General features: G+C 69.2%; 18 protein-coding genes. 11 read left to right on the top strand and 7 right to left on the bottom strand.

What is annotated here, in order from left to right:
• Positions 1 to 151: 151 nt before the first annotated feature.
• Positions 152 to 943 carry a polysaccharide deacetylase family protein gene (locus tag ACH4YL_RS21935; protein WP_398509067.1) on the bottom strand — a complete coding sequence of 264 codons (792 nt, stop codon included), beginning with the start codon at positions 941 to 943 and terminating at the stop codon, positions 152 to 154.
• A gap of 148 nt (positions 944 to 1,091) precedes the next feature.
• Between ACH4YL_RS21935 and ACH4YL_RS21930 the strand changes: the two genes are divergently transcribed.
• The gene (locus ACH4YL_RS21930) at positions 1,092 to 2,318 is read left to right on the top strand and encodes an amidohydrolase family protein (protein WP_398509066.1); all 1,227 of its coding nucleotides are present in this window, start codon (positions 1,092 to 1,094) and stop codon (positions 2,316 to 2,318) included.
• Between the two features lie 37 nt (positions 2,319 to 2,355).
• Here ACH4YL_RS21930 and ACH4YL_RS21925 read toward each other — a convergent pair whose 3' ends face one another.
• Both ACH4YL_RS21925 and ACH4YL_RS21920 read right to left on the bottom strand, forming a co-directional pair.
• The gene (locus tag ACH4YL_RS21925; protein ID WP_398509065.1) at positions 2,356 to 3,933 is read right to left on the bottom strand and encodes an alpha/beta hydrolase; all 1,578 of its coding nucleotides are present in this window, start codon (positions 3,931 to 3,933) and stop codon (positions 2,356 to 2,358) included.
• 211 nt (positions 3,934 to 4,144) lie between these two features.
• The gene (locus tag ACH4YL_RS21920) at positions 4,145 to 5,038 is read right to left on the bottom strand and encodes a hypothetical protein (RefSeq protein WP_398509064.1); all 894 of its coding nucleotides are present in this window, start codon (positions 5,036 to 5,038) and stop codon (positions 4,145 to 4,147) included.
• Between the two features lie 232 nt (positions 5,039 to 5,270).
• On the opposite strand from ACH4YL_RS21920, the gene ACH4YL_RS21915 reads away from it, so the two are divergent.
• The 9 genes from ACH4YL_RS21915 to ACH4YL_RS21875 all read left to right on the top strand — a co-directional run bounded on the left by ACH4YL_RS21915 (position 5,271) and on the right by ACH4YL_RS21875 (position 16,114).
• Positions 5,271 to 5,684, top strand: coding sequence for a PaaI family thioesterase (locus ACH4YL_RS21915; protein ID WP_398509063.1), 414 nt, complete (start codon positions 5,271 to 5,273; stop codon positions 5,682 to 5,684).
• Between the two features lie 47 nt (positions 5,685 to 5,731).
• Positions 5,732 to 6,349, top strand: coding sequence for a pentapeptide repeat-containing protein (locus ACH4YL_RS21910; RefSeq protein ID WP_398509062.1), 618 nt, complete (start codon positions 5,732 to 5,734; stop codon positions 6,347 to 6,349).
• A gap of 120 nt (positions 6,350 to 6,469) precedes the next feature.
• Positions 6,470 to 7,417 carry an LLM class F420-dependent oxidoreductase gene (locus ACH4YL_RS21905; RefSeq protein WP_398509061.1) on the top strand — a complete coding sequence of 316 codons (948 nt, stop codon included), beginning with the start codon at positions 6,470 to 6,472 and terminating at the stop codon, positions 7,415 to 7,417.
• Positions 7,418 to 7,459: 42 nt separating this feature from the next.
• Positions 7,460 to 8,221, top strand: coding sequence for an SDR family NAD(P)-dependent oxidoreductase (locus ACH4YL_RS21900; RefSeq protein WP_398509060.1), 762 nt, complete (start codon positions 7,460 to 7,462; stop codon positions 8,219 to 8,221).
• A gap of 139 nt (positions 8,222 to 8,360) precedes the next feature.
• Positions 8,361 to 9,479 carry an LLM class flavin-dependent oxidoreductase gene (locus ACH4YL_RS21895; RefSeq protein WP_398509059.1) on the top strand — a complete coding sequence of 373 codons (1,119 nt, stop codon included), beginning with the start codon at positions 8,361 to 8,363 and terminating at the stop codon, positions 9,477 to 9,479.
• A 476-nt stretch (positions 9,480 to 9,955) separates the two neighbouring features.
• Entirely contained in the window at positions 9,956 to 11,695 is a 1,740-nt protein-coding gene (locus ACH4YL_RS21890) for an amidohydrolase family protein (RefSeq protein WP_398509058.1), read from the top strand.
• On the top strand, positions 11,692 to 13,152 hold the full coding sequence (locus tag ACH4YL_RS21885) for an aldehyde dehydrogenase family protein (RefSeq protein ID WP_398509057.1): 1,461 nt from the start codon (positions 11,692 to 11,694) through the stop codon (positions 13,150 to 13,152). Before ACH4YL_RS21890 ends, ACH4YL_RS21885 begins: the two co-directional genes overlap by 4 nt.
• A gap of 266 nt (positions 13,153 to 13,418) precedes the next feature.
• Positions 13,419 to 14,978, top strand: a complete 1,560-nt coding sequence (locus ACH4YL_RS21880) for an APC family permease (protein ID WP_398509056.1) — start codon at positions 13,419 to 13,421, stop codon at positions 14,976 to 14,978.
• A 68-nt stretch (positions 14,979 to 15,046) separates the two neighbouring features.
• Entirely contained in the window at positions 15,047 to 16,114 is a 1,068-nt protein-coding gene (locus tag ACH4YL_RS21875) for a S1C family serine protease (protein ID WP_398509055.1), read from the top strand.
• A 30-nt stretch (positions 16,115 to 16,144) separates the two neighbouring features.
• On the opposite strand, the gene ACH4YL_RS21870 is transcribed toward ACH4YL_RS21875, so the two are convergent.
• On the bottom strand, positions 16,145 to 16,396 hold the full coding sequence (locus tag ACH4YL_RS21870) for a type II toxin-antitoxin system RelE/ParE family toxin (RefSeq protein ID WP_398509054.1): 252 nt from the start codon (positions 16,394 to 16,396) through the stop codon (positions 16,145 to 16,147).
• Positions 16,393 to 16,647: a type II toxin-antitoxin system Phd/YefM family antitoxin gene (locus tag ACH4YL_RS21865; RefSeq protein WP_398509053.1), complete on the bottom strand. Its 255-nt coding sequence runs from the start codon at positions 16,645 to 16,647 to the stop codon at positions 16,393 to 16,395. Before ACH4YL_RS21865 ends, ACH4YL_RS21870 begins: the two co-directional genes overlap by 4 nt.
• Before the next feature lie 394 nt (positions 16,648 to 17,041).
• Here ACH4YL_RS21865 and ACH4YL_RS21860 point away from each other — a divergent pair, with 394 nt between their 5' ends.
• Positions 17,042 to 17,584, top strand: a complete 543-nt coding sequence (locus ACH4YL_RS21860; protein ID WP_398509052.1) for a DUF1203 domain-containing protein — start codon at positions 17,042 to 17,044, stop codon at positions 17,582 to 17,584.
• Here the strand turns inward: ACH4YL_RS21860 and ACH4YL_RS21855 are convergent.
• Together ACH4YL_RS21855 and ACH4YL_RS21850 are read right to left on the bottom strand one after the other, a co-directional pair.
• Positions 17,574 to 17,852, bottom strand: coding sequence for an SCO0607 family lipoprotein (locus tag ACH4YL_RS21855; RefSeq protein ID WP_398509051.1), 279 nt, complete (start codon positions 17,850 to 17,852; stop codon positions 17,574 to 17,576). The two genes, ACH4YL_RS21860 and ACH4YL_RS21855, sit on opposite strands and share 11 nt — an antisense overlap.
• A gap of 117 nt (positions 17,853 to 17,969) precedes the next feature.
• Positions 17,970 to 19,496, bottom strand: a complete 1,527-nt coding sequence (locus tag ACH4YL_RS21850; RefSeq protein WP_398509050.1) for a CehA/McbA family metallohydrolase — start codon at positions 19,494 to 19,496, stop codon at positions 17,970 to 17,972.
• Positions 19,497 to 19,575: the final 79 nt, after the last annotated feature.

Below are 19,575 nucleotides of genomic sequence, written 5' to 3'. Positions count from 1 at the left end.
GGTTGACGTTAACCCCGGTTTTCGATCTTCCTGCAAAGTTTCTCCGAGGATTCTCAGTGCCTCCGCAGTCTCTCCTCACTCTCTGCCCCGTTTTGTCCTCACGGATCACTCATGGATCACTCCCGGGCCTTCAAGGGTCACTCAGGGTTCCTCAAGGGCGGTACACCTCGCCGGGGTTGGCGGTGGCCGGCGCGAGGAGCTCGGGCACGGTCACGAAGGTGTAGCCGCGCTTCTTCAGCTCGTCGATGATCCCGGGGACCGCGGGCACGGTTCCGTCGTAGATGTCGTGCAGCAGGATGATGCCGTCGCGCCCGGCCTGGTCGACTATCCGCTTCTTGATCAGTTCCGAGTCGGTGGTGGAGTAGTCCTTGGCGGTGGCGCTCCACAGGATCTGCGCGAGCCCGAGTTCCCGGCTGACCTTGGTGACGTCGTCGTTGATCCGTCCCTGCGGCGGCCGCATCAGAGTGGGCCTGCGCCCGGTGATCTCGGCTATGGCGTCCTGGGTGCGGGACAGCTCCTCGCGTATCTCGCCGGTCTTCAGCTTGTCGAGCCGGCGGTGCGACCAGGTGTGGTTGGCGACTTCGTGGCCCTCGTCGGCGATCCGGCGTACGACGTCGGGGTGTTTGAGCACATGGTTCTCGCCGAGCAGGAAGAAGGTGGCGTGGACCTTCTTCGCCTTGAGGGTGTCGAGGAGCCGCGGAGTGTCCTTGCCGGGGCCGGCGTCGAAGGTCAGGGCTATGCACTTGGCCGTGTCGCAGTCGACGCCGGACGGGGCACCGGCGCTGTCCGGAGCGGCCAGGGTCTGGTCGACCGATTCCGCCTCCTGCCGGGCGTCGGCGGGCGAGGTGGTGTCCATGGAACAGCCGCCGAGGACGAGGGCGAGGGCGGCGGCCGCGAGTGCCGGAACAACCCTGTGAGCTACGTTTCGCGTCCTTGTGGGCATGGCGAATTTCCCCCTGGATGGTCATGGGTCGGTCGAGATCGTCCGGCGAACTATACACGCGATGTATACATGCAGTGCATAGTGGAGCGGGCGAGAGGCCGTCGCACGACTAGCTGACGAACCGTCAGATCGGCGCTACCGTGAACGCATGGAGACCTTCCCGAAGATCATCTCGGTGGACGACCACACGGTTGAGCCGCCCAACGTCTGGCGGGACCGGCTCCCGTCGAAGTACCGGGACATCGGCCCGCGCATCGTGCGCGCGCCGCTGAAGGAAATGACCTTCATGGGCGGCAAGTTCGCACCCGTGATGGGCGCGCAGGGCGACGAAGGACCGATAGGCGACTGGTGGGTCTACGAGGATCTGCACCGTCCGCTGACCCGCCTGGACACCGCGGTCGGCTACGACCGCGACGAGATCAAGCTCGAGATCATCACCTACGAACAGATGCGTCCGGGCTCCTTCAGCGTCCCGGAGCGGCTGGCGGACATGGACGTCAACCACGTCCAGTCGGCGCTCTGCTTCCCCACCTTCCCGCGCTTCTGCGGCCAGACGTTCACCGAGGCGAAGGACCGTGAACTGGGCCTGCTGGGGGTGCGCGCGTACAACGACTGGATGGTGGAGGAGTGGTGCGGCCCCGAGGCGCACGGCCGTCTCATCCCGCTCACGCTCATCCCCCTCTGGGACGCCCGGTTGGCCGCGGACGAGGTCCGGCGCAACGCGGCGCGGGGAGTGCGGGCGGTGGCGTTCTCCGAGATACCGCCGTACCTCGGGCTCCCGTCGGTCCACGGAGACGAGTGGGACCCGTTCCTGCAGGCGTGCGAAGAGACGGGGACGGTGATCGCCATGCACATCGGCTCGTCCTCGAAGATGCCGTCGACCTCGGCGGACGCACCGCCGGCCGTGGGCTCGACGATCACCTTCGCCAACTGCTGCTTCTCGATGGTCGACTGGCTGATGAGCGGCAAGTTCGAGCGCTTCCCGAACCTGAAGATCATGTACGCGGAGGGCCAGATCGGCTGGATGCCGTACATCCTGGAACGCGCGGACGTGGTCTGGGAGGAGAACCGCGGCTGGGGCGGAGTCGCGGACAAGGTCCTGCGCCCGCCGTCCGAACTGTTCGCCATGCATGTCTTCGGCTGCTTCTTCGACGACGCGTTCGGCCTGAAGAACCTGGACGCGATCGGCGTCGGGAACGTGCTGTACGAGACGGACTATCCACACTCGGACTCGACCTGGCCCAAGTCCAAAGAGGTCGGCGAGGCCCAGATGGGCCATCTGGCACCGGACGTGGTGGACCGGATCGTACGCGGGAACGCGATCGAACTCCTTGGCCTGACACCGGACGGGCTGTGGCCCGGACCGGGGGCGTGACGGCCGCCGTCGTCGCGGGCGCGAGGCCCGCGCCCGGTCACTTGCCCGGCGGCTGCGTGCTGAAAGGTGGAGTGTCCTGTTCGCACGTGGCGCCGGCCGGCGGGAGAGCACCGCTGAGGAAGTAGCGGACCGCGTGCTCGTTGACGCAGCTGCTCGGATTGTCCAGTGCGGTGTGACCGTAACCGTTGAGCGTGAGCAGGCGGGCGTCGGCGAGCTCACGGGCCATGGCCTGGCCGCCCTGGTACGGGGTGGCAGGGTCGTAGGTCGGATTGACGACCAGGACGGGGTGAGCGGTGGGCCGGTCCCAGGGACCGGTGTAGCTCGCGGCGGCTCTCGCCGGCCATGACGTACACGGCTCGTTGGCCCAGGCCCACCAGTGACCCAGATCGCCGGCACGCGCGGTGCTCAGCCGGTCGAGTGCGACATAGCGTTGCGGGTCACGGGGGTTGGGGCTCTCCGCGCACAGTACGGCGAGGGGCTGTTCGAAGCCGGGATACCGCAAGGGCCCCGGAGGCGCCGGGGGTTCCTCGGGAGCGCGGCCCTCCCACAGCGTCTGCAGTGTTTCCGCGAGGCCGGTCCAGCCCGGGTGGACCGTGTACAGGCCACCTCGGACCTCGCTGACGGTTCTCGCGTACGTCCAGGACCCCACGGGCTGTGCCTCGAGCCGCCGCAACAGCTCGGTGAACTTGGCGCGGGTCGCGGCCGGGTCTCCCGCGGAGAAGGCACAGCGACTGGCCGAGGCGCCGCCGCACAGGTCCAGGAACTGGCCAAGCGTGTCCGACGAGCCCAGATCCGACTCGAGCCGCAGGAAGGTGCTCAGCTCGGGCTCGTCCCTTGAACCGTTGTTCACCCAGGCCTGCGGATCGACGTTCCCGTCCAGCACCAGGCGGCCGGCTCTGGAGGGGAACAGGTTCGCGTAGGTCGCGCCCAGGAGAGTGCCGTACGAGATGCCCCAGTAGCGGAGGCGCTCTTCACCCACGGCCTGGCGCAACCGGTCGAGGTCCCGGGCGACGTCGGCGGTCGAGATGTGACGCAGCAGTTCCGGATCGCGCTTCTCACAGCGCCGACCGAGGTCTGCGTACGCCGCGATGTAGGCCCTGCGCTCCGCCTTGCCCACGGGAAACGGAGGAACGGGCTCGTGCCATGCGACGGCTTCTTCCGCGGTGTCGAAACACCGCACCGGGGTGCTCTCTCCGACGCCGCGCGGGTCCCAGCTGACGATGTCGAACCGCTGCCGCAGCTGTTCCGGGAACTTCTCGTACAGCTCCGGCAGCCCTACGGTCCCCGCGCCGCCGGGCCCTCCGGGGTTGAAGAACAGCGACCCGGTCCGCTGTCCGGGAGCGGTTGCCTTGTGCCTGATCACCGCCAGGTTGATGGTGCGCCACCGGGGGCGGGCGTAGTCGAGCGGGACCGCCGCCACGGCGCACTCGAATCCCTGCTGCGCTTCGCCTTCGCAGGGCTTCCAGCGCAGCACTGTGCCCCCGTCGCCGACGGGGGCTCCGCCGCGGGGCAGCTCGACGGCGCTCGAACCGTTCACCACGGCGGAGGAGAGCAGAAGGGCCGCCGCGGCGCACACGGCACCACGGCCTCGCCAACCGGTCCTGGCTGCTGGCATCGGCAGACCCTTCCTGGTGCACGGCGACTCATGTCCAGGCGCCGTCGTCCGTGGGCGGGCCCACTGCCATCCCAGTGGCCGCGTCCGTGCCGGGCAACAGACGGGCATCCGAACGGGTGGCGCCCGGTCCTTCGTCCAACGGCCCAGGGGCAGGACGAAGAGGCCGCGCCCCCCCGTGCGGGCGCGGCCTCGGTCGTGCCATTCCGCCTGGTCAGCCGAGGAAGACCGACGAGACGGTGTTGTCGAACCCGATGGTCGAGAGGTCGGCGACATTGCCGTTGACGACCTGGGACTTGCCCTTGCAGTCCTTCTCGGACCAGATCTTCAGGGAGCCGGAGGCCTGGAGGGACGAGGCGGCGTTGTCACGGCCGACGTTCTGGCAGCCCGCGCCGGCGAGGCCCTCGGAGGGGTCGCCGAAGTTCTTCTCGTCGGAGAGGGTGACGCTGCTTGCGGCCTTGCCGCCGGCGGGGGCTCCGGCCTCGGGAGCGCCGGCCTTCTTTCCGTCCGGGGTCACGCCGAACCAAGTCCCGCCGACACCCTGCCCGTTGGTGTCACCGGGCTTCAGGTCCTTGCTGAACCGGTAGACGGGCCAGCCGCCGACCGTCACCTGCAGGGAGCCGTCGTCCCGCTTGACCACGCCGACGTCGGACTTCTTGACCCCGTCGATGAAGATCTTGCCACCCGGGGCGACGACGACGGGCGGCCAGGTGACGGCGCAGGCATCGTTGCAGTTCGACTTCGAGGGCTTGGCGTCGTCCGGGTCGAACCGGTAGAGCGTGAAGCCCGCGCCGTTGACCACCACGGGGTCGAGGTTCCCCGCCTTGGAGGCGCTCAGCTGAACCCACTTCTTCGCCGCCGGCTTCTCGGCGGGCTTGCCCGGGCTGTTGGCCCAGTCTCCGGTCTTGGGCTGCGCCTTGTTCTGCTGAGCGGTCCCGCTCAGGAAGTTCAGCTGCCGCGCCCCGTCCTGACCGGCCTCCTGCCCTGCTGTCGCACCGGCGGTGGGCGCGGCGGCACCCGTCTCGTAGTCGCTCCCGTTGCAAGCGGTGAGCAGCAGGGCACTGGCGGCGGCGGCGCTGGCGATCATCCCGAAGCGCTTGCTGATCATTGTTCTCTCCCCGTCTCGTTCGCCCCGGGCCTCCCGGAGCCTTCGCCACGGAGTACGGCCGGGCTGCCGGGGCCCCTCACCCGGTTACGTGCCTGAGACACGTACGGGACGGACCGGGGTCAACAGGCGCGGGACCTGGACGTTCCGTGCCTCCGGCGGGCTGTTCGGCGGCTTCGAAGAGAGTGCGTACCGAGGTGTTGTGGGCGGCATCCCGGGCCGTCACCATCAGCACATGACGCTGCCTCTCGACGAAGCCGAGAAGATCCTCGCCGACAACTTCGCCCCCTGGGTCCTCGACCTCGGCCTCTCCGTCGTCGAGACGGGAGACGCCCACGCCGTCCTCCGCCTGCCCTGGTCCGATCGGCTGGCGCGCGAGGGCGGAGGGATGTCCGGGCAGGCGCTCATGGCCGCCGCCGACACCGCGACCGTGATCGCCGTTTCGTCGGCTCGTGGTGCGTACGGGCCGATGACCACCGTGCAGCAGTCCAGCAGCTTCCAGCGCGCCGTCATCGGCGCCGATGTGCTGGTCGACGCTCGGATCACCAAGCTCGGCAAGCGGATGGCGTTCGCCGACGTCACCATGACCGCCGACGGGTCACCGGACGTGGTGGCGCGGGCGTCCACGGTGTACGCCATTCTCGGCTGAGCGCCGGCGACCGGCCGGTGTCAGTGGCGGGGTGTTCAATCGGGAGCATGGCCATCAAACGCGAGCGCGCCCATGGCGACCCCGGCAAGGACCCCGTCGTCCGGGACGAGGACTGGTACGGGCGGGATCTGTCCGGGCAGAAGTTCGCGCGGTACACCTTCTACGACACCGACTGGACCGAGTGCGTCGACGACGGCGGTGTCTTCGACGAGTGCACCTTCTCCGGCGTGAAGTTCAACGCGTCCCGGCACACCAGCGCCGCGTTCACCAACTGCACCTTCAAGCGGTGCACCTTCTTCGACACCCGGTTCGAGCAGTGCAAGGCCGTCGGCAGTCTCTTCCAGCAGTGCACCTTCAATCTCTTCGAGGTGACCGGAGGCGACTGGTCCTTCGTCGGGCTGCCGGGAGCCGATCTGCGCAAGGCTGTTTTCGACGGCGTGCGGATGCGCGAGGCCGACCTCACCGCCGCCCGGCTGGACGGCGCGACCGTCACCGGCGTCGATCTGTCCGGGGCGATGCTGCGCGGCGCGAACTTCTCGCGGGCCGATCTGCGGGGCAGCGATCTGTCCGCGCTCCATCCGCTGACCTCCGAGATCGCTGGGGCGAAGATCGACCTGGAGCAGGCCGCCGTCATAGCCGCCGCGCTGGGCTTCGAGGTGAGCTGACGATGAGCCGAGCCGGCACCTCCCGAACCCTTGCCTGACGGACCATCAGCTATCACGATGGGCAGGCCTTGTAATTGACGGTTCGTCAGATCAGGCCTGAGGCAAGGAGGAGGCGGCTCGATGGGTGCGCAGATACTGCCCGAAGGGCGGCTGTCGTACGGGATGCAGCTCCCCGTCCAGTCGCAGAGCACCATCTACGCGGAGCCCTGGGAGGCCGGCGCCGGTGCCGAGGATCTCGCCGAGATCGCCAGGACCGCCGACCGGACCGGGTTCGCGTACATCGCGTGCTGCGATCATGTCGCGATCCCGCGGCGGCTCGCCGACGCCATGTCCACCGTCTGGTACGACCCGGTCGCCACGCTCTCCTTCCTCGCCGGGATCACCGAACGCGTCCGGCTGCTCAGCCACGTGGCCGTCGTCGGGCTGCGGCATCCGCTCGTGACCGCCAAGCAGTACGCCACGCTGGACCATCTCTCCGGCGGGCGGCTGATTCTCGGAGTCGGTGCGGGGCATGTGCAGGAGGAGTTCGACGTACTCGGCGCCGATTTCGCGCGCCGCGGGCCCGTGCTCGACGAGATCATCGACGCGCTGAGGGCCGCCCTGGGCGAGGACGAGTTCCCGGAGTTCAGTGGCGAGCGGTACTCCTTCAGCGGGCTCGGGCAGCGGCCCAGGCCCGCCCAGCCTCGGATCCCGGTCTGGGTCGGCGGGTCCTCGCCGGCGGCCGTGCGCCGTGCTGCGCTCAAGGGCGACGGCTGGCTGCCGCAAGGTGATCCGCGGGACCGGCTGGCCGGGCAGATCGACCGCCTCAGGCGGCTGCGCGAGGAGGCGGGCATCGGCGAGCCGGTGGAGATCGGGGCCATCGCCGAGCCCATCTATGTCGGCGAACCGGACTGGAACACCGGCCGTCGGAGCCTGACCGGCAAGCCCGAAGCCATCGCCGAGTCGCTGCGCGCCTATGCCGCGATGGGCGTGCGCCAGATCCAGGTGCGGTTCCGTAGCCGGAGCCGCAGCGAACTCACCGACCAGATGGCGGCCTTCGCGGCGGATGTCGCTCCGCATCTGAACTGATCCGCACCTGAACTGATCCGCACCTGAACCGAGGAGAGTGGGATGGGAAAGCTCGACGGACGCGTCGTCCTCATTACGGGCGCGGCGCGCGGGCAGGGCGAGCAGGAGGCGCGGCTCTTCGCCGCCGAGGGCGCGAAGGTGGTCCTCGCGGATGTGCTGGACGACCTGGGTGAGGCGCTCGCCAAGGAGCTGGGGGAGTCGACCGCGGCGTATGTGCATCTCGATGTGAGCCAGGAGGCGGACTGGACCGCCGCCGTCGTGGCTGCCAAGGACGCCTTCGGCAAGATCGACGGCCTCGTCAACAACGCGGGCATTCTGCGGTTCAACGAGCTGGTCGGCACCCCGCTGGAGGAGTTCCAGCTGATCACGCAGGTCAACCAGGTCGGCGCCTTCCTGGGCATCCGCAATGTCGCGCCCGAGATCGGGGCGGCCGGCGGCGGCACGATCGTCAACACCGCCTCGTACACCGGTCTTACGGGCATGGCGGGCGTCGGCGCGTACGCCGCGTCCAAGCACGCCATCCTCGGCCTGACCAGAGTCGCGGCCCTGGAGCTGGCGGCGCGGAAGATACGGGTCAACGCGGTCTGTCCGGGCGCGATCGACACCCCGATGAGCAATCCCGAGGGCAGCGACCCGGAGGCGATCGCCGGGCTGTACAAGAAGCTCGTGCCGCTGGGGCGGGTCGGGCAGGCGGACGAGGTGGCGAAGCTCGCGCTGTTCCTCACCGGCGACGACTCCTCGTACATCACCGGTCAGCCGTTTGTCATCGACGGCGGCTGGCTGGCCGGCGTCAGCCTGTTCTGAGCCTCCGTTCCGAGCCTCCGTCCGAGCATTTCTGACTGATCGTCAGGACAGGCTATTGACGGCCCACCCACCCAATGGAACAGTCGAGCACATCACAATCTGACGGTACGTCAGAAACAGAGGACGGCGGTGAACCCCCTTGGAATTCGGGCTCTTTGTACAGGGATACGTCGGCAAGCGCGCCGAGACCGACCCGCTCGCCGAGCACAAGGCGCTGATGGAGGAGACCGAGTACGTCATCCAGGCGGACAAGTCCGGGTTCAAGTACGCCTGGGCCTCCGAGCACCACTTCCTGGAGGAGTACTCGCACCTCTCGGCGAACGACGTCTTCCTCGGCTATCTCGCGCACGCGACCGACCGCATCCACCTGGGCTCGGGAATCTTCAACCCGCTCGCGCAGGTCAACCACCCCGTGAAGGTCGCCGAGAAGGTGGCCATGCTCGACCATCTCTCCGAAGGGCGCCATGAGTTCGGCTCGGGGCGCGGAGCGGGCTCGCACGAGATCCTCGGGTTCATACCGGGCGTCACCGATATGAACTACACCAAGGAGATCTGGGAAGAGACCATCGCCGAGTTCCCCAAGATGTGGCTCCAGGACGAGTACGTCGGGTTCCAGGGGAAGCACTGGTCGCTGCCGCCGCGGAAGGTGCTGCCGAAGCCGTACGGGAAGTCCCACCCGGCGATGTGGTACGCGGCCGGGTCCCCGCCCTCGTACGCCATGGCCGCCAGGAAGGGACTTGGCGTGCTGGGCTTCAGCGTCCAGAAGGTCTCCGACATGGAGTGGGTGCTGAGCCAGTACAAGGGCGCGATCGGCGAGGCCGAGCCGATCGGCGACTACGTCAACGACAACGTCATGGTCACGTCGACGGCGATCTGCGCGCCGACGCACGCGGAGGCGGTACGGATCGCGGCGGGCGGCGGGCTGCACTACCTCCAGTCGCTGGTCTTCCGGTACCACGACACGTTCCCGCGGCCCGAGGGGTTCCCGGTCTGGCCGGAGACGCTGCCGGAGTTCAACGAGGAGCTCATCGAACTCCTCATCGCCGAGGAGCTGTTGATCTGCGGCGATCCGGACGAGGTGCTGCAGCAGTGCAAGCGGTGGGAGCAGGCGGGGGCGGACCAGCTGTCGTTCGGGCTGCCGATCGGGATCTCGAAGGAGGACACGCTCCAGACGATCAGGCTGATCGGTGAGCATGTGATCCCGAAGATCGACACGGACCCGATCCACCGTACGACCCGCTTCCGCCAGGCCGCGTAAGCCGGGGCCATGCCCCCGAGGGCCCCGGGCCGACCGGGACTCGGACCCCGGGGTCAACGGACCCCCAGCTCCGCGGGGCTGGGGCCCCGTTGGGGCCCGCCCCGATCGGTCCCGGGTCGACCGGGACCCGGACCCTGCGGGCAACGGAACCCCGGCACCCCCAGCCCCGCGGGGCTGGGCGCCTGTCGGGGCTCCGCCCCGAACGTCGGTGTCTGCGGACCGTGGGCCGTTGTGCCCATGCGTTCCGCCCGGCGGAACGACTGCCCACAACACGCGGGACGACGTCTTCCCGGACCGCCGTCCCGTACCGCCCGGCCGGAGGCCCGGGCGTGGCTGCGGCCAGCCACGCCGGGCCCCCGGCCAGGGCTGGCCCGTACCCATCAAGTGCGGTGATCGGGTGGGCGGGTGGGACAGGAGCCGCCCGCGCCACGAGCGACCCGCACCCCGCCAAGCGACCCGCACCGAAAGGACCCGTCATGCTCGACCACCTGATCACGCGCGCAACCGTCGTGGACGGGACCGGCGCGCCCGCGTACCTCGCCGACGTCGGGATACGGGACGGCCGCATCGCCGTCATCGCCGCCCCCGGCACCGTCGACGAAGAGGCCCGGACGAGCGAGGACGCCACCGGTCTGGTGCTCGCACCCGGATTCGTCGACCCGCACACGCACTACGACGCCCAGCTGTTCTGGGACCCGTACGCCACCCCGTCCTTGAACCACGGCGTGACGACCGTCGCCGGCGGCAACTGCGGCTTCACGCTCGCGCCGCTCAACGCGGCCCGCCCCGAGGACGCCGACTACACCCGCCGCATGATGTCCAAGGTCGAGGGCATGTCGCTGGTCGCGCTCGAAGAGGGCGCGCCCTGGAACTGGCACACCTTCGGCGAGTACCTGGACGCTCTGGAAGGCCGGATCGCCGTCAACGCGGGCTTCATGGTGGGCCATTGCGCGCTGCGCCGCCATGTCATGGGCCCGGACGCGGTCGGCGGACAGCCCACGCCCGAGCAACTGGACGAGATGCTGCGGCTCTTCCACGACGCGATGAACGCCGGCGCCTGGGGCCTGTCCACCACCCAGTCCTCCACCCACTCCGACGGCGACGGAAAGCCGGTCGCCTCGCGCCACGCGAAGCCGGAAGAGCTGATCGCACTCTCCCAGGCCGTCGCCGAGCACGAGGGCACCCAGCTCGAGGCGATCGTCGCGGGCTGCCTCGACCAGTTCGCCGACGAGGAGATCGATCTCTTCGTCGAGATGACCGCGGCCGCCGGACGCCCGCTGAACTGGAACGTTCTCACCATCGACGCCTCCGTGCCCGAGCGCGTGCCGCGCCAGCTCGTCCCGAGCGAGCGCGCCCGCAAGGCCGGCGGCCGCATCGTCGCACTGACGATGCCGATCCTCACGCCGATGAACATGTCGCTCGGCACTTTCTGCGCGCTCAATCTCATCCCGGGCTGGGGCGAGATCCTCGCTCTCCCCGTCCCCGAGCGGATCACGAAACTCCGCGACCCCGCCGTACGCGCCGAAATGCTGCGCCGCGCCGACAGCAAGGAGGCCGGAGTCTTCCGCCGCCTCGCGAACTTCGGGCGGTACGTCATCGGGGACACGTACTCGAAGGAGAACGAGGGCCTGTCCGGCCGCGTGGTGAAGGACATCGCCGCCGAGCGGGGCCAGGACGACTTCCAGTGCCTGGTCGAGATCTGCGCCAACGACCAGTTGCGTACGGTCCTTTGGCCCATGCCGACCGACAACGACCCGGCCTCCTGGGAGCTGCGCCAGCAGACCTGGCAGCACGAGGACGTCCTGCTCGGCGGCTCCGACGCGGGCGCGCATCTGGACCGGATGTGCGGAGCGCCGTACACCACCCGATTCATCGGCGACTGTCTGCGCGGGCGCAAGCTCGTCTCGCTGGAGGAGGCCGTGAAGATGCTGACCGACGACCCGGCGCAGCTCTTCGGCCTGCGCGAACGGGGCCGTATCCATGAGGGCTGGCACGCGGACCTGGTGCTCTTCGACCCCGAGCGGATCGAGGCCGGCCCGGCGACGCTCGTCCACGATCTGCCCGGCGACAGCCCGCGGCTGGACGCGAAGGCCATCGGCATCGTTTCGGTGCGCGTCAACGGCGTCGAGGCGATACGGAACGACCAGGTGACGGGCGCGGTACCGGGCACGGTGCTCAGGTCCGGCCGCGACACAAGGACGGTGTCCACCAAGTGAGCACGCCGCAAAGGCTGTTCATCGGCGGCGAATGGGTCGAGCCGGACGACGGCCACTACGACGTCATCGACCCCGCCACGGAGGAAGTGGTGGGCCTGGCGCCCGAGGCGAGCCGGGAGCAGGTGTTCACCGCTGCCGCCGCCGCCCGCGACGCCTTCGCCGCCTGGTCGCGTACGAGACCGGAGGAGCGCGCGCGAATCCTGGACGCGGCCGCCGACATCATCCAGCGTGAGGCCGAACCGTACGCGGCCCTCGCGCGCGCCGAGAGCGGCGCGACGACGGCCACCGCCCGCGGCATGCAGGTCGCGGTGGCCGCGGCCCGCTTCCGGCGGTATGCGAAAGGCGCGCTTGAGCCGGTGGAGCAGGCGCTGCCGCCGCAGATCAGCGCCGCGGGCCCGATGGGCAAGGCGGGCGTGCTCGGCGCGATCGCCGTACGCCGGCCGGTCGGTGTCGTCACCTGCATCACCTCGTACAACAATCCCTGGGCCAACCCGGCCGGCAAGGTCGCCCCGGCGCTCGCCATGGGCAACACGGTCGTGGTGAAGCCCGCTCCGCAGGACCCGCTCTCCGTCTACAAGATGGCCGAGGCGCTCCAGGAGGCCGGCGCGCCCCCGGGCGTGGTGAACGTCGTCACCGCGTCGGGCAGGGAAGCCGCTGAGGCCGCCGTCCTCTCCCCGGACGTCGACATGGTCAGCTTCACCGGCTCCACGCTCGTCGGGCAGCGCATCGGCGAGGTCTGCGGGCGCGGGATGAAGCGGCAGCTGATGGAGCTCGGCGGCAAGGGCGCGGCACTTGTCTTCGACGACGCGGATCTGGCCTCCGCGGTGATGGGCATCGGCACGACCTTCTCCTTCTACAGCGGTCAGATCTGTACGGCGCCGACCCGGGTGATCGTGCAGCGCGGCATCCACGACCGGCTGGTCGAGGCGCTGACCGGCTATCTCGGCCGGCTGACGGTCGGCGATCCGGCGGAGCCGGGCACGGTGGTCGGCCCGGTGATCTCCGCGGCCCACCGCGACCGGGTCGAGTCGTACGTCGAGCTGGGCAAGAAGGAGGGCGCCCGGCTGGTCGCGGGCGGCGAGCGCCCGGACGGGCCGGAGCGTGGCTTCTATGTCGCGCCGACGCTGTTCGCCGACTGCACGAGCGAGATGCGGGTGGTGCGGGAGGAGATCTTCGGCCCGGTGGTGGTCGTCGTCCCCTTCGACACGGAGGAGGAGGGCATCGCGCTGGCCAACGACAGCGACTACGGCCTGATCGACTACGTGTGGTCGGGCGATGTGGCGCGGGCGTTCCGGGTGGCGGGCGAACTGCGCGCGGGCGGGGTCGGGGTGAACACGATCGGCCGGAACATGGAGGCGCCGTTCGGCGGCTTCAAGCAGAGCGGGGTGGGCCGGGACGTGGGCTCGTACGCGCTGCATGCGTACAGCGAGATGCAGGCGGTGGTGTGGCCCGGCTGAGGGTCCCGTCGGAATCCGGGACGGAAACCCGGACGGAAACCCGGACGGAAACCCGGGACGGGAAAATTTGAAACCGGGCAATACGGACAGTGCTGCGGTTCTCGCATCCCGGGAGGATGCCGGAGCGCCCTGCGAATGCCATGTCGCGTACGCGCATCCCTCGCACATTCATGGAACGTTCTTGGTTCTGGACCATGGAATTCAAGCAGGGTGGGCCTGACTCGGCCGCTCCGGATATGGAAACCGCAGCACTTAACGTCCTGTTCATGACTCAGCTGGACGCGCGGCCCCAGGCCGGAGACACGGTTCGGGGCGTAGCCGACGGTGGCGTACGAACCAAGGGACTCGGCGGCAATTCCGTCGGACTGATGGGCAGCGCCGTCATCGGCATCTCGACCGTCGCGCCCGTCTACTGCCTGACCTCCACACTCGGCTCCACCGCCGGCGAGGTCGGACTTCAGATGCCCGCGGTGTTCCTGGCCGGATTCCTGCCGATGCTGCTGGTCGCCTTCGCGTACCGCGAGCTGAACCGCGTGATGCCGGACTGCGGCACCTCCTTCACCTGGACGGTGAAGGCGTTCGGTCCGCGCGTGGGCTGGATGTGCGGCTGGGGTCTGGTGATCGCGACGATCATCGTGCTCTCGAACCTGGCGGGCGTGGCGACCTCGTACTTCTGGCTGCTCGCCGGCGAGATCAGCGGCAGCGAATCGGTGGCGGCGCTGGACGACAGCAAGCCCGTCCACATCCTCACCTGCCTGATCCTGATCGCCATCGCCACGGCGATCAGCTACCGCGGCATGACGGCGACGAAGGGCGTGCAGTACGCGCTGGTGGGCCTGCAACTGCTGGTGCTCGCGATCTTCGTGACGATGGCCTTCCAGAAGGCCTCCGGCGGAGCCTTCGACACCGGCGTCGACTTCTCCTGGTCCTGGATGAACCCGTTCGCGGTCCAGTCGTTCGCCGCCTTCACGGCCGGACTCTCCCTGTCGATCTTCATGTACTGGGGCTGGGACGCGTGCCTGACCGCCAATGAGGAGACCACCGGCAGCGAGAAGACACCCGGCCGCGCGGCGCTCATCGCGATGGTCGTCCTGGTCGGCTCCTACCTCGCGACCGGCGTCGCGGCCCAGATGACGGTCGGCTCCGGCGAATCGGGCCTCGGCCTCGCCAACCCCGACACCTCCGACAACGTCTTCGCCGCGCTCGCAGGACCGGTCATGGGCCCCGGCCTCGGCATCCTGCTCTTCGTCGCCGTCCTCGCATCGGCGGCGGCCAGCCTCCAGACGACCTTCATCCCGGTCGCCCGCACGGTGCTCGCGATGTCGACGTACGAGGCCCTCCCGCCGTCGTACGCCCGCGTGCACCCGCGCTTCAAGACGCCGGGCCGCGCGACGGTGGTGGCGGGCATCGCGACCGGCGTGTTCTACACGGTGATGACCCTGGTCAGCGAGCACGTCCTGGTCGACACGATCTACGCGCTCGGCCTCATGATCTGCTTCTACTACGCCCTGACGGCCTTCGCCTGCGCCTGGTACTTCCGCCACGAACTGCTGCGCACCACCCGGGACTTCGTTTTCAAGGGCCTCTTCCCGCTCGTCGGCGGCCTGCTGCTGGCGGCGGTCTTCGCGAAGACGCTCTACGACATGTGGGACCCGGCGTACGGCAGCGGCTCGGCGGTCTTCGGCGTCGGCTCGGTGTTCGTGATCGGGGTGGGGCTGCTGGCGCTGGGCCTGCTCATCATGTTCGTGACGGAGCGGCGGAGCCCGGCGTTCTTCCGGGGCGAGGTGCTGACGAAGGAGACGCCGGCGCTGGTGGTGGCGGACTGAGCTCGGGGCCGCCTGCCTCGGCAGGACACTGATCACGAGCGGGTCTAGGCTGAAAAAGGTGTCGTTTCATGCCTTCGCGACTCAGCATCTTCGTCATCGCGGTGTTGCTTGCGGTGCTTTCCGTGTGGGGCACCGCCGGAAGCGCCACCGCGCAATCCGCACTGGACGACTCTGATGTGACGCCGAAGGAGATCGTGGATCTGGCCGCTCCGGCCACCGTCCACCTGGGCGGTCCGGAATCGTCCGGCACGGGATTCATCTATGACGCCGAGCAAGGTCTCATCGTGACCAATGCCCACGTCGTCCAGGGGCAGGCCGCGCTCCAGGCCAGAATCGAGGGTCGGGCTCCGGTCGCGGTCCAGGTGCTCGGCATCGATCCGTGCGAGGACGTGGCAGTCGTCAGGCTTGTGAGTCCTCAATCGGACCTGAAGCAGCTGAAGTTCGGCGACAGCGACGCGGTCAAGAACGCGGACGAGGTCCACGCTTTCGGCTACCCGTCCTCCTTCGCCGACCCCAACAGCCGCGCGGCGTCCACCAGCGGCGTCGTCCAGGCCTCTGAGGCACCGGCCTCTCCGGGCCCCTCGTACCCCAACTTCCCCGCCACGATCCGGCACTCCGCAAAGGTCGACCCGAGTGGCTCAGGGGGTCCCTTGCTCAATGCCCGGGGCGAGGCGATCGGCATCAACACACTTCGCAACTCCGATGACGTGGAGCGGCAGTTCTATGCGATCTCGGGCAATCGCGTGCAATCCATGCTCGACCGGCTCGCCGCAGGCGAAAGCAGAAACGACCCCGGCTGGGAACTGGTGGCTCTCTCGGACCCTGCGTTCCCGGCGAGTTTCCCGGATCTGGTAGCCGCGCTGGAAATGCAGAACGACCTGGTGAACAGGAATATCGACGGGATGTATGTGCTCTCCGTCGATTCCAACTCTGCCGCAGACAGAGCGCACTTCGAGGGTGGAGACCTGATCACCACGATGAAGGATGTCCCGGTGGCGACGATGGGCGACGTCTGTGCCGTACTGCAATCGGCTTCGTCCGGGGACGCGGTGGCCACGGAGGGTCTGTACATCACGAGTGGTGGGTCCGAGCACGAATACACCGATCCGTGGAGCGCGGACCTCGTGCTCGAGTGATGAGCGGACGGGCGTTCTCGCCCGCCGGTTTCAGCCGAGGCGGCCGATGTGGATGATCACGATGGTGATGGTCGCATCGGCGATCTCGTACAGCAGGCGGTACATGCCGACGTGCATACGCCGCAAGTCGGGGGAGCCGTACTCGGCTGTGCCGGGGGGACGGGGGTCACCGGCCAGCAGGTCGACGGCCGCGAAGACTTGTCTCAGACCATCTGGATCGTCCTTGAGGAAACGTGTCGCGACGTCAGTGGCCTGCAGGCGCCAGATGATCTCGTAGGTCACCCATGCTCCAGGCCGAGCCGGGAGCGGACCTCTTCATGAGCGACGCCGACGAAGGCTCCGGTCATTTGCTCGACTCGATACTCCGCGAGTGCGAGCGCGTCCTCCAGGTCGGCCAGTTCCTGTGGGTTGATCAGGATGGCCGCCGGCTGGCCGTGGTCGGTGATGGTGATGCGCTCCCGGGCGTGAGAGGCCCGGCGGACCAGGGAGCCGAATCGTGCGCGGGCTTCGGTCATGGGCAGCGTCTCACTCATGTACAGAAGTGTACACTTTGCGCGGCTGGAAGTCTGGCTCTGGGGAGGGGTCATGTTGTCCCGTACGCCGGACGTAGGAACGGGATGTGGCGCACATGGGGGCGCGTTAAGCTGCGGCTCAGCCATCGGGAAGCGTTCTCTTCCTGGGTGGTGAGGCCCTCGATCGGGATTGCCGTCCCGGCCGGGGGCCGTAGCGTTTCTGGGGTTGTTGTGGCCGAGCCTGCACCGCGAAGTGGCATATGCGCCAGTCCAGTTGGGGTTGATCACTCGTCCGAGTGATCCGCGCTCCACGGGGGCCGCGGAATCCTCGGTCCGGTCCCGACCGGCCCCGCCCCTCGAACGTGATGTCCGATTCCCGCCGGATTCCAAGCGCCGGGCCCACCACGCTGGACCCATGACACACGCGACAGACACCACACCCACCGCACTCTGGGCCGCACGTCCCATCGAGTCCGCCGCGCTCACGCAACTCCGCGACACCGACGACGCGGGCCGTCCCTGCGTCCCGTTCGTCGACACCGAAGGCGGCGCGCCGCTGCGCTGCTGCCTTCGGCCGAGCGCCGTCGGCGAGCGGATCGCGCTCGTGTCGTACGCGCCGCTGCGCCGCTGGGCCGCCGAGACCTGGGCCAAGCCCGGTGCGTACGACGAGCAGGGTCCCGTCTTCATCCACGCCGACGAGTGCGAGGGCCCGGCAGACGGTGACGGCTACCCCTTCGCCCGTCCCGGCGCCCTGCGCACGCTGCGCCGCTACGACGCCGACGGCCACATCGTCGGCGGCCGCCTCCTGGAAATCCCGGAAGCGGCCGCGGAAGGCTTCGACGCGGCTTTCGCAGAGGCCTTCGCCGACCCGCAGGTGGCGTTGGTGCATGTGCGGGCGGTGGAGTACGGCTGCTTCCACTTCGAGGTCCGCCGGCCGCAGGGCGACGTCAGTCCTTGACGATGTCGCCGTTCTCGTCGACGACGACCTCGCTCCAGTACTTGTCCCACTTGTCGTCCACGTGCTCCGGCACCTTCCCTTCCGGGTAGCGCACATACCCGTCCGGCGGTTCCTCGCCGTCCGGCACGCACGTCCTGCCGGTGGTGTTGCCGACCGCCTTGACCGGGTACTCACCGCCGCCGCAGACGGCGTCCTGCATCGAGCAGCCCGTGGCGAGGAGCGCGGTGAGCATCCCCGCCGCAGCGTGGATAGGCGCGAACTTCCGCATGACCGGTGGCCTCTCTCTTCGGTGCGCTCAGTGTGACCGTGCAAGAGGCGCGGCCTGTGAGTACGCGTACACAGCGCACGGACTCAATACGCGTACTCAAGAGGCCGGTTCAGGAGATCACTCCCCGAGGAACACCGGGTTCGTGAACGCCGCCAGCGGCCCCGGCAGCCCCGGTACCACGGGTGCCCGCCGGACCTCCGCGCGAACATACGTCGCGTACTCCGGCGTCGTACCCCACTCCACCGTCCCCGCCCCCGACGCCGGCAGCGCCGCCGTGTGCAGCACGCCCTGGTCCGTGACGAAGCGGACCGAGCAGCCCGGCGCGCCCGTGACCTCCAGGCGGACCGTCACCGGAGTGTCGTCGTCGACGCGGAGCCGTTCGCCGATGCCCGCGTGCTTTCCGCGGCCGCCCGCCGCCGAGAACGCGAGCGTGATCGCCTTCGACTCGGCGACATAGCTGCGGCCCGCCCTGATCCCTTCGAGGATCGCCTCGCGCGTCAGATCGTCGGCGAGTACGACGGTCTGCGGTGTGCCGATCGGGTCCGGGTCGCGGTGCGCGTCGCTGTTGCCCATCGCCGGGGTCCAGCGCCGTCCGGAGCGTGCGGACGACACCAGCGTGTTGTCCCAGGCCGCGAGCGACACCTCGTCGTCCGGCGTGTACGCGCCGTTCCACACCTCCACCGCGTCCGCCTCGCCGAAGCCGAACTTCCAGTTGCAGCCGATGCATGTGGCGTGCGGATGCGCCGGGACGACGAGCCCGCCCGCCTTCCGGATCTCCCGCGCGTAGTGGCCGAAACGGTTGTCCTTGGCCCGGTACCGCCAGTCCACGAACGTCCCCGGATCGGTGCCGAGCGCCACCACGTGCCCGTTGCGCGTGGTGACCTCCTCACCCGTCAGGATCAGCAGGTCGTCGCCCGCGACGTCCGCCCAGTGGGCATGCGCGGAGTGGGTGTTGTGCTCGGAGGAGTTGATGAAGTCGAGCCCCGCGGCCCGCGCGAGCGCGGCGATCTCGGCGGGCGTGCGCCGCCCGTCCGAGTACCAGGAGTGCAGATGGCAGTCGCCCCGGTACCACGCACGGCCCCGCCCCTTCGCCCGCTCCGGCGGATAGACCGGCTTGAGCGCGGGCGCGGGCGCGCCGTACCGGAGCGTGATGGTCACCTCGTACGCGAGACCCTGCGGCGCGACGGTGTACGGACCGAGCGCGATGTTCCAGGTCCCGTGCCTGACCGGTCCCGGGATGTAGCCGGGTGTGGCTTCGTCCGTCCGGATGAAGAACTCCGTGCGCGCGCCGCCCGACCAGCCGCGGAAGCCCTTCCCGCCGAGCTCGGTGCCGCGCTCGTCGAAGATGCCGATGTCGAGCGCGTTGCCCTGCGTCCCGGCGGGGACGACCGGCCTCTCGTACGTGTACGAGACATGGAGCTCGCGCACCCCGCGGGGGATCTCGACCGGGAGATACGCGAAGTCCGGGGAGCCGGGCGGCAGCGTGCCGCGGACGACCTTCGTGTGATCGCCGCTGTTGTCGGCGGCGCTGCTGGGCGCCGCGTTGACGAAGCTCACAGTGCCCAACGTAAGGGCCGCGGCTGCTCCCGTCACGAGCAGTCCGCGCCTTCCCATCGCCTGGTCTACGTGTCCGTCGTTGCACATGCCGTCGGCTCCCCGGGTGGGTGAGAGGGACAGGAGTGGTGTACTCAAACCCTCGTATTGAGCCGTGAACTGCCGTGCA

It is taken from the genome of Streptomyces sp. NPDC020681, from assembly GCF_044334895.1.
Classification (GTDB): Bacteria; Actinomycetota; Actinomycetes; order Streptomycetales; family Streptomycetaceae; genus Streptomyces.
This window is presented reverse-complemented; position numbering and strand designations above follow the sequence as displayed.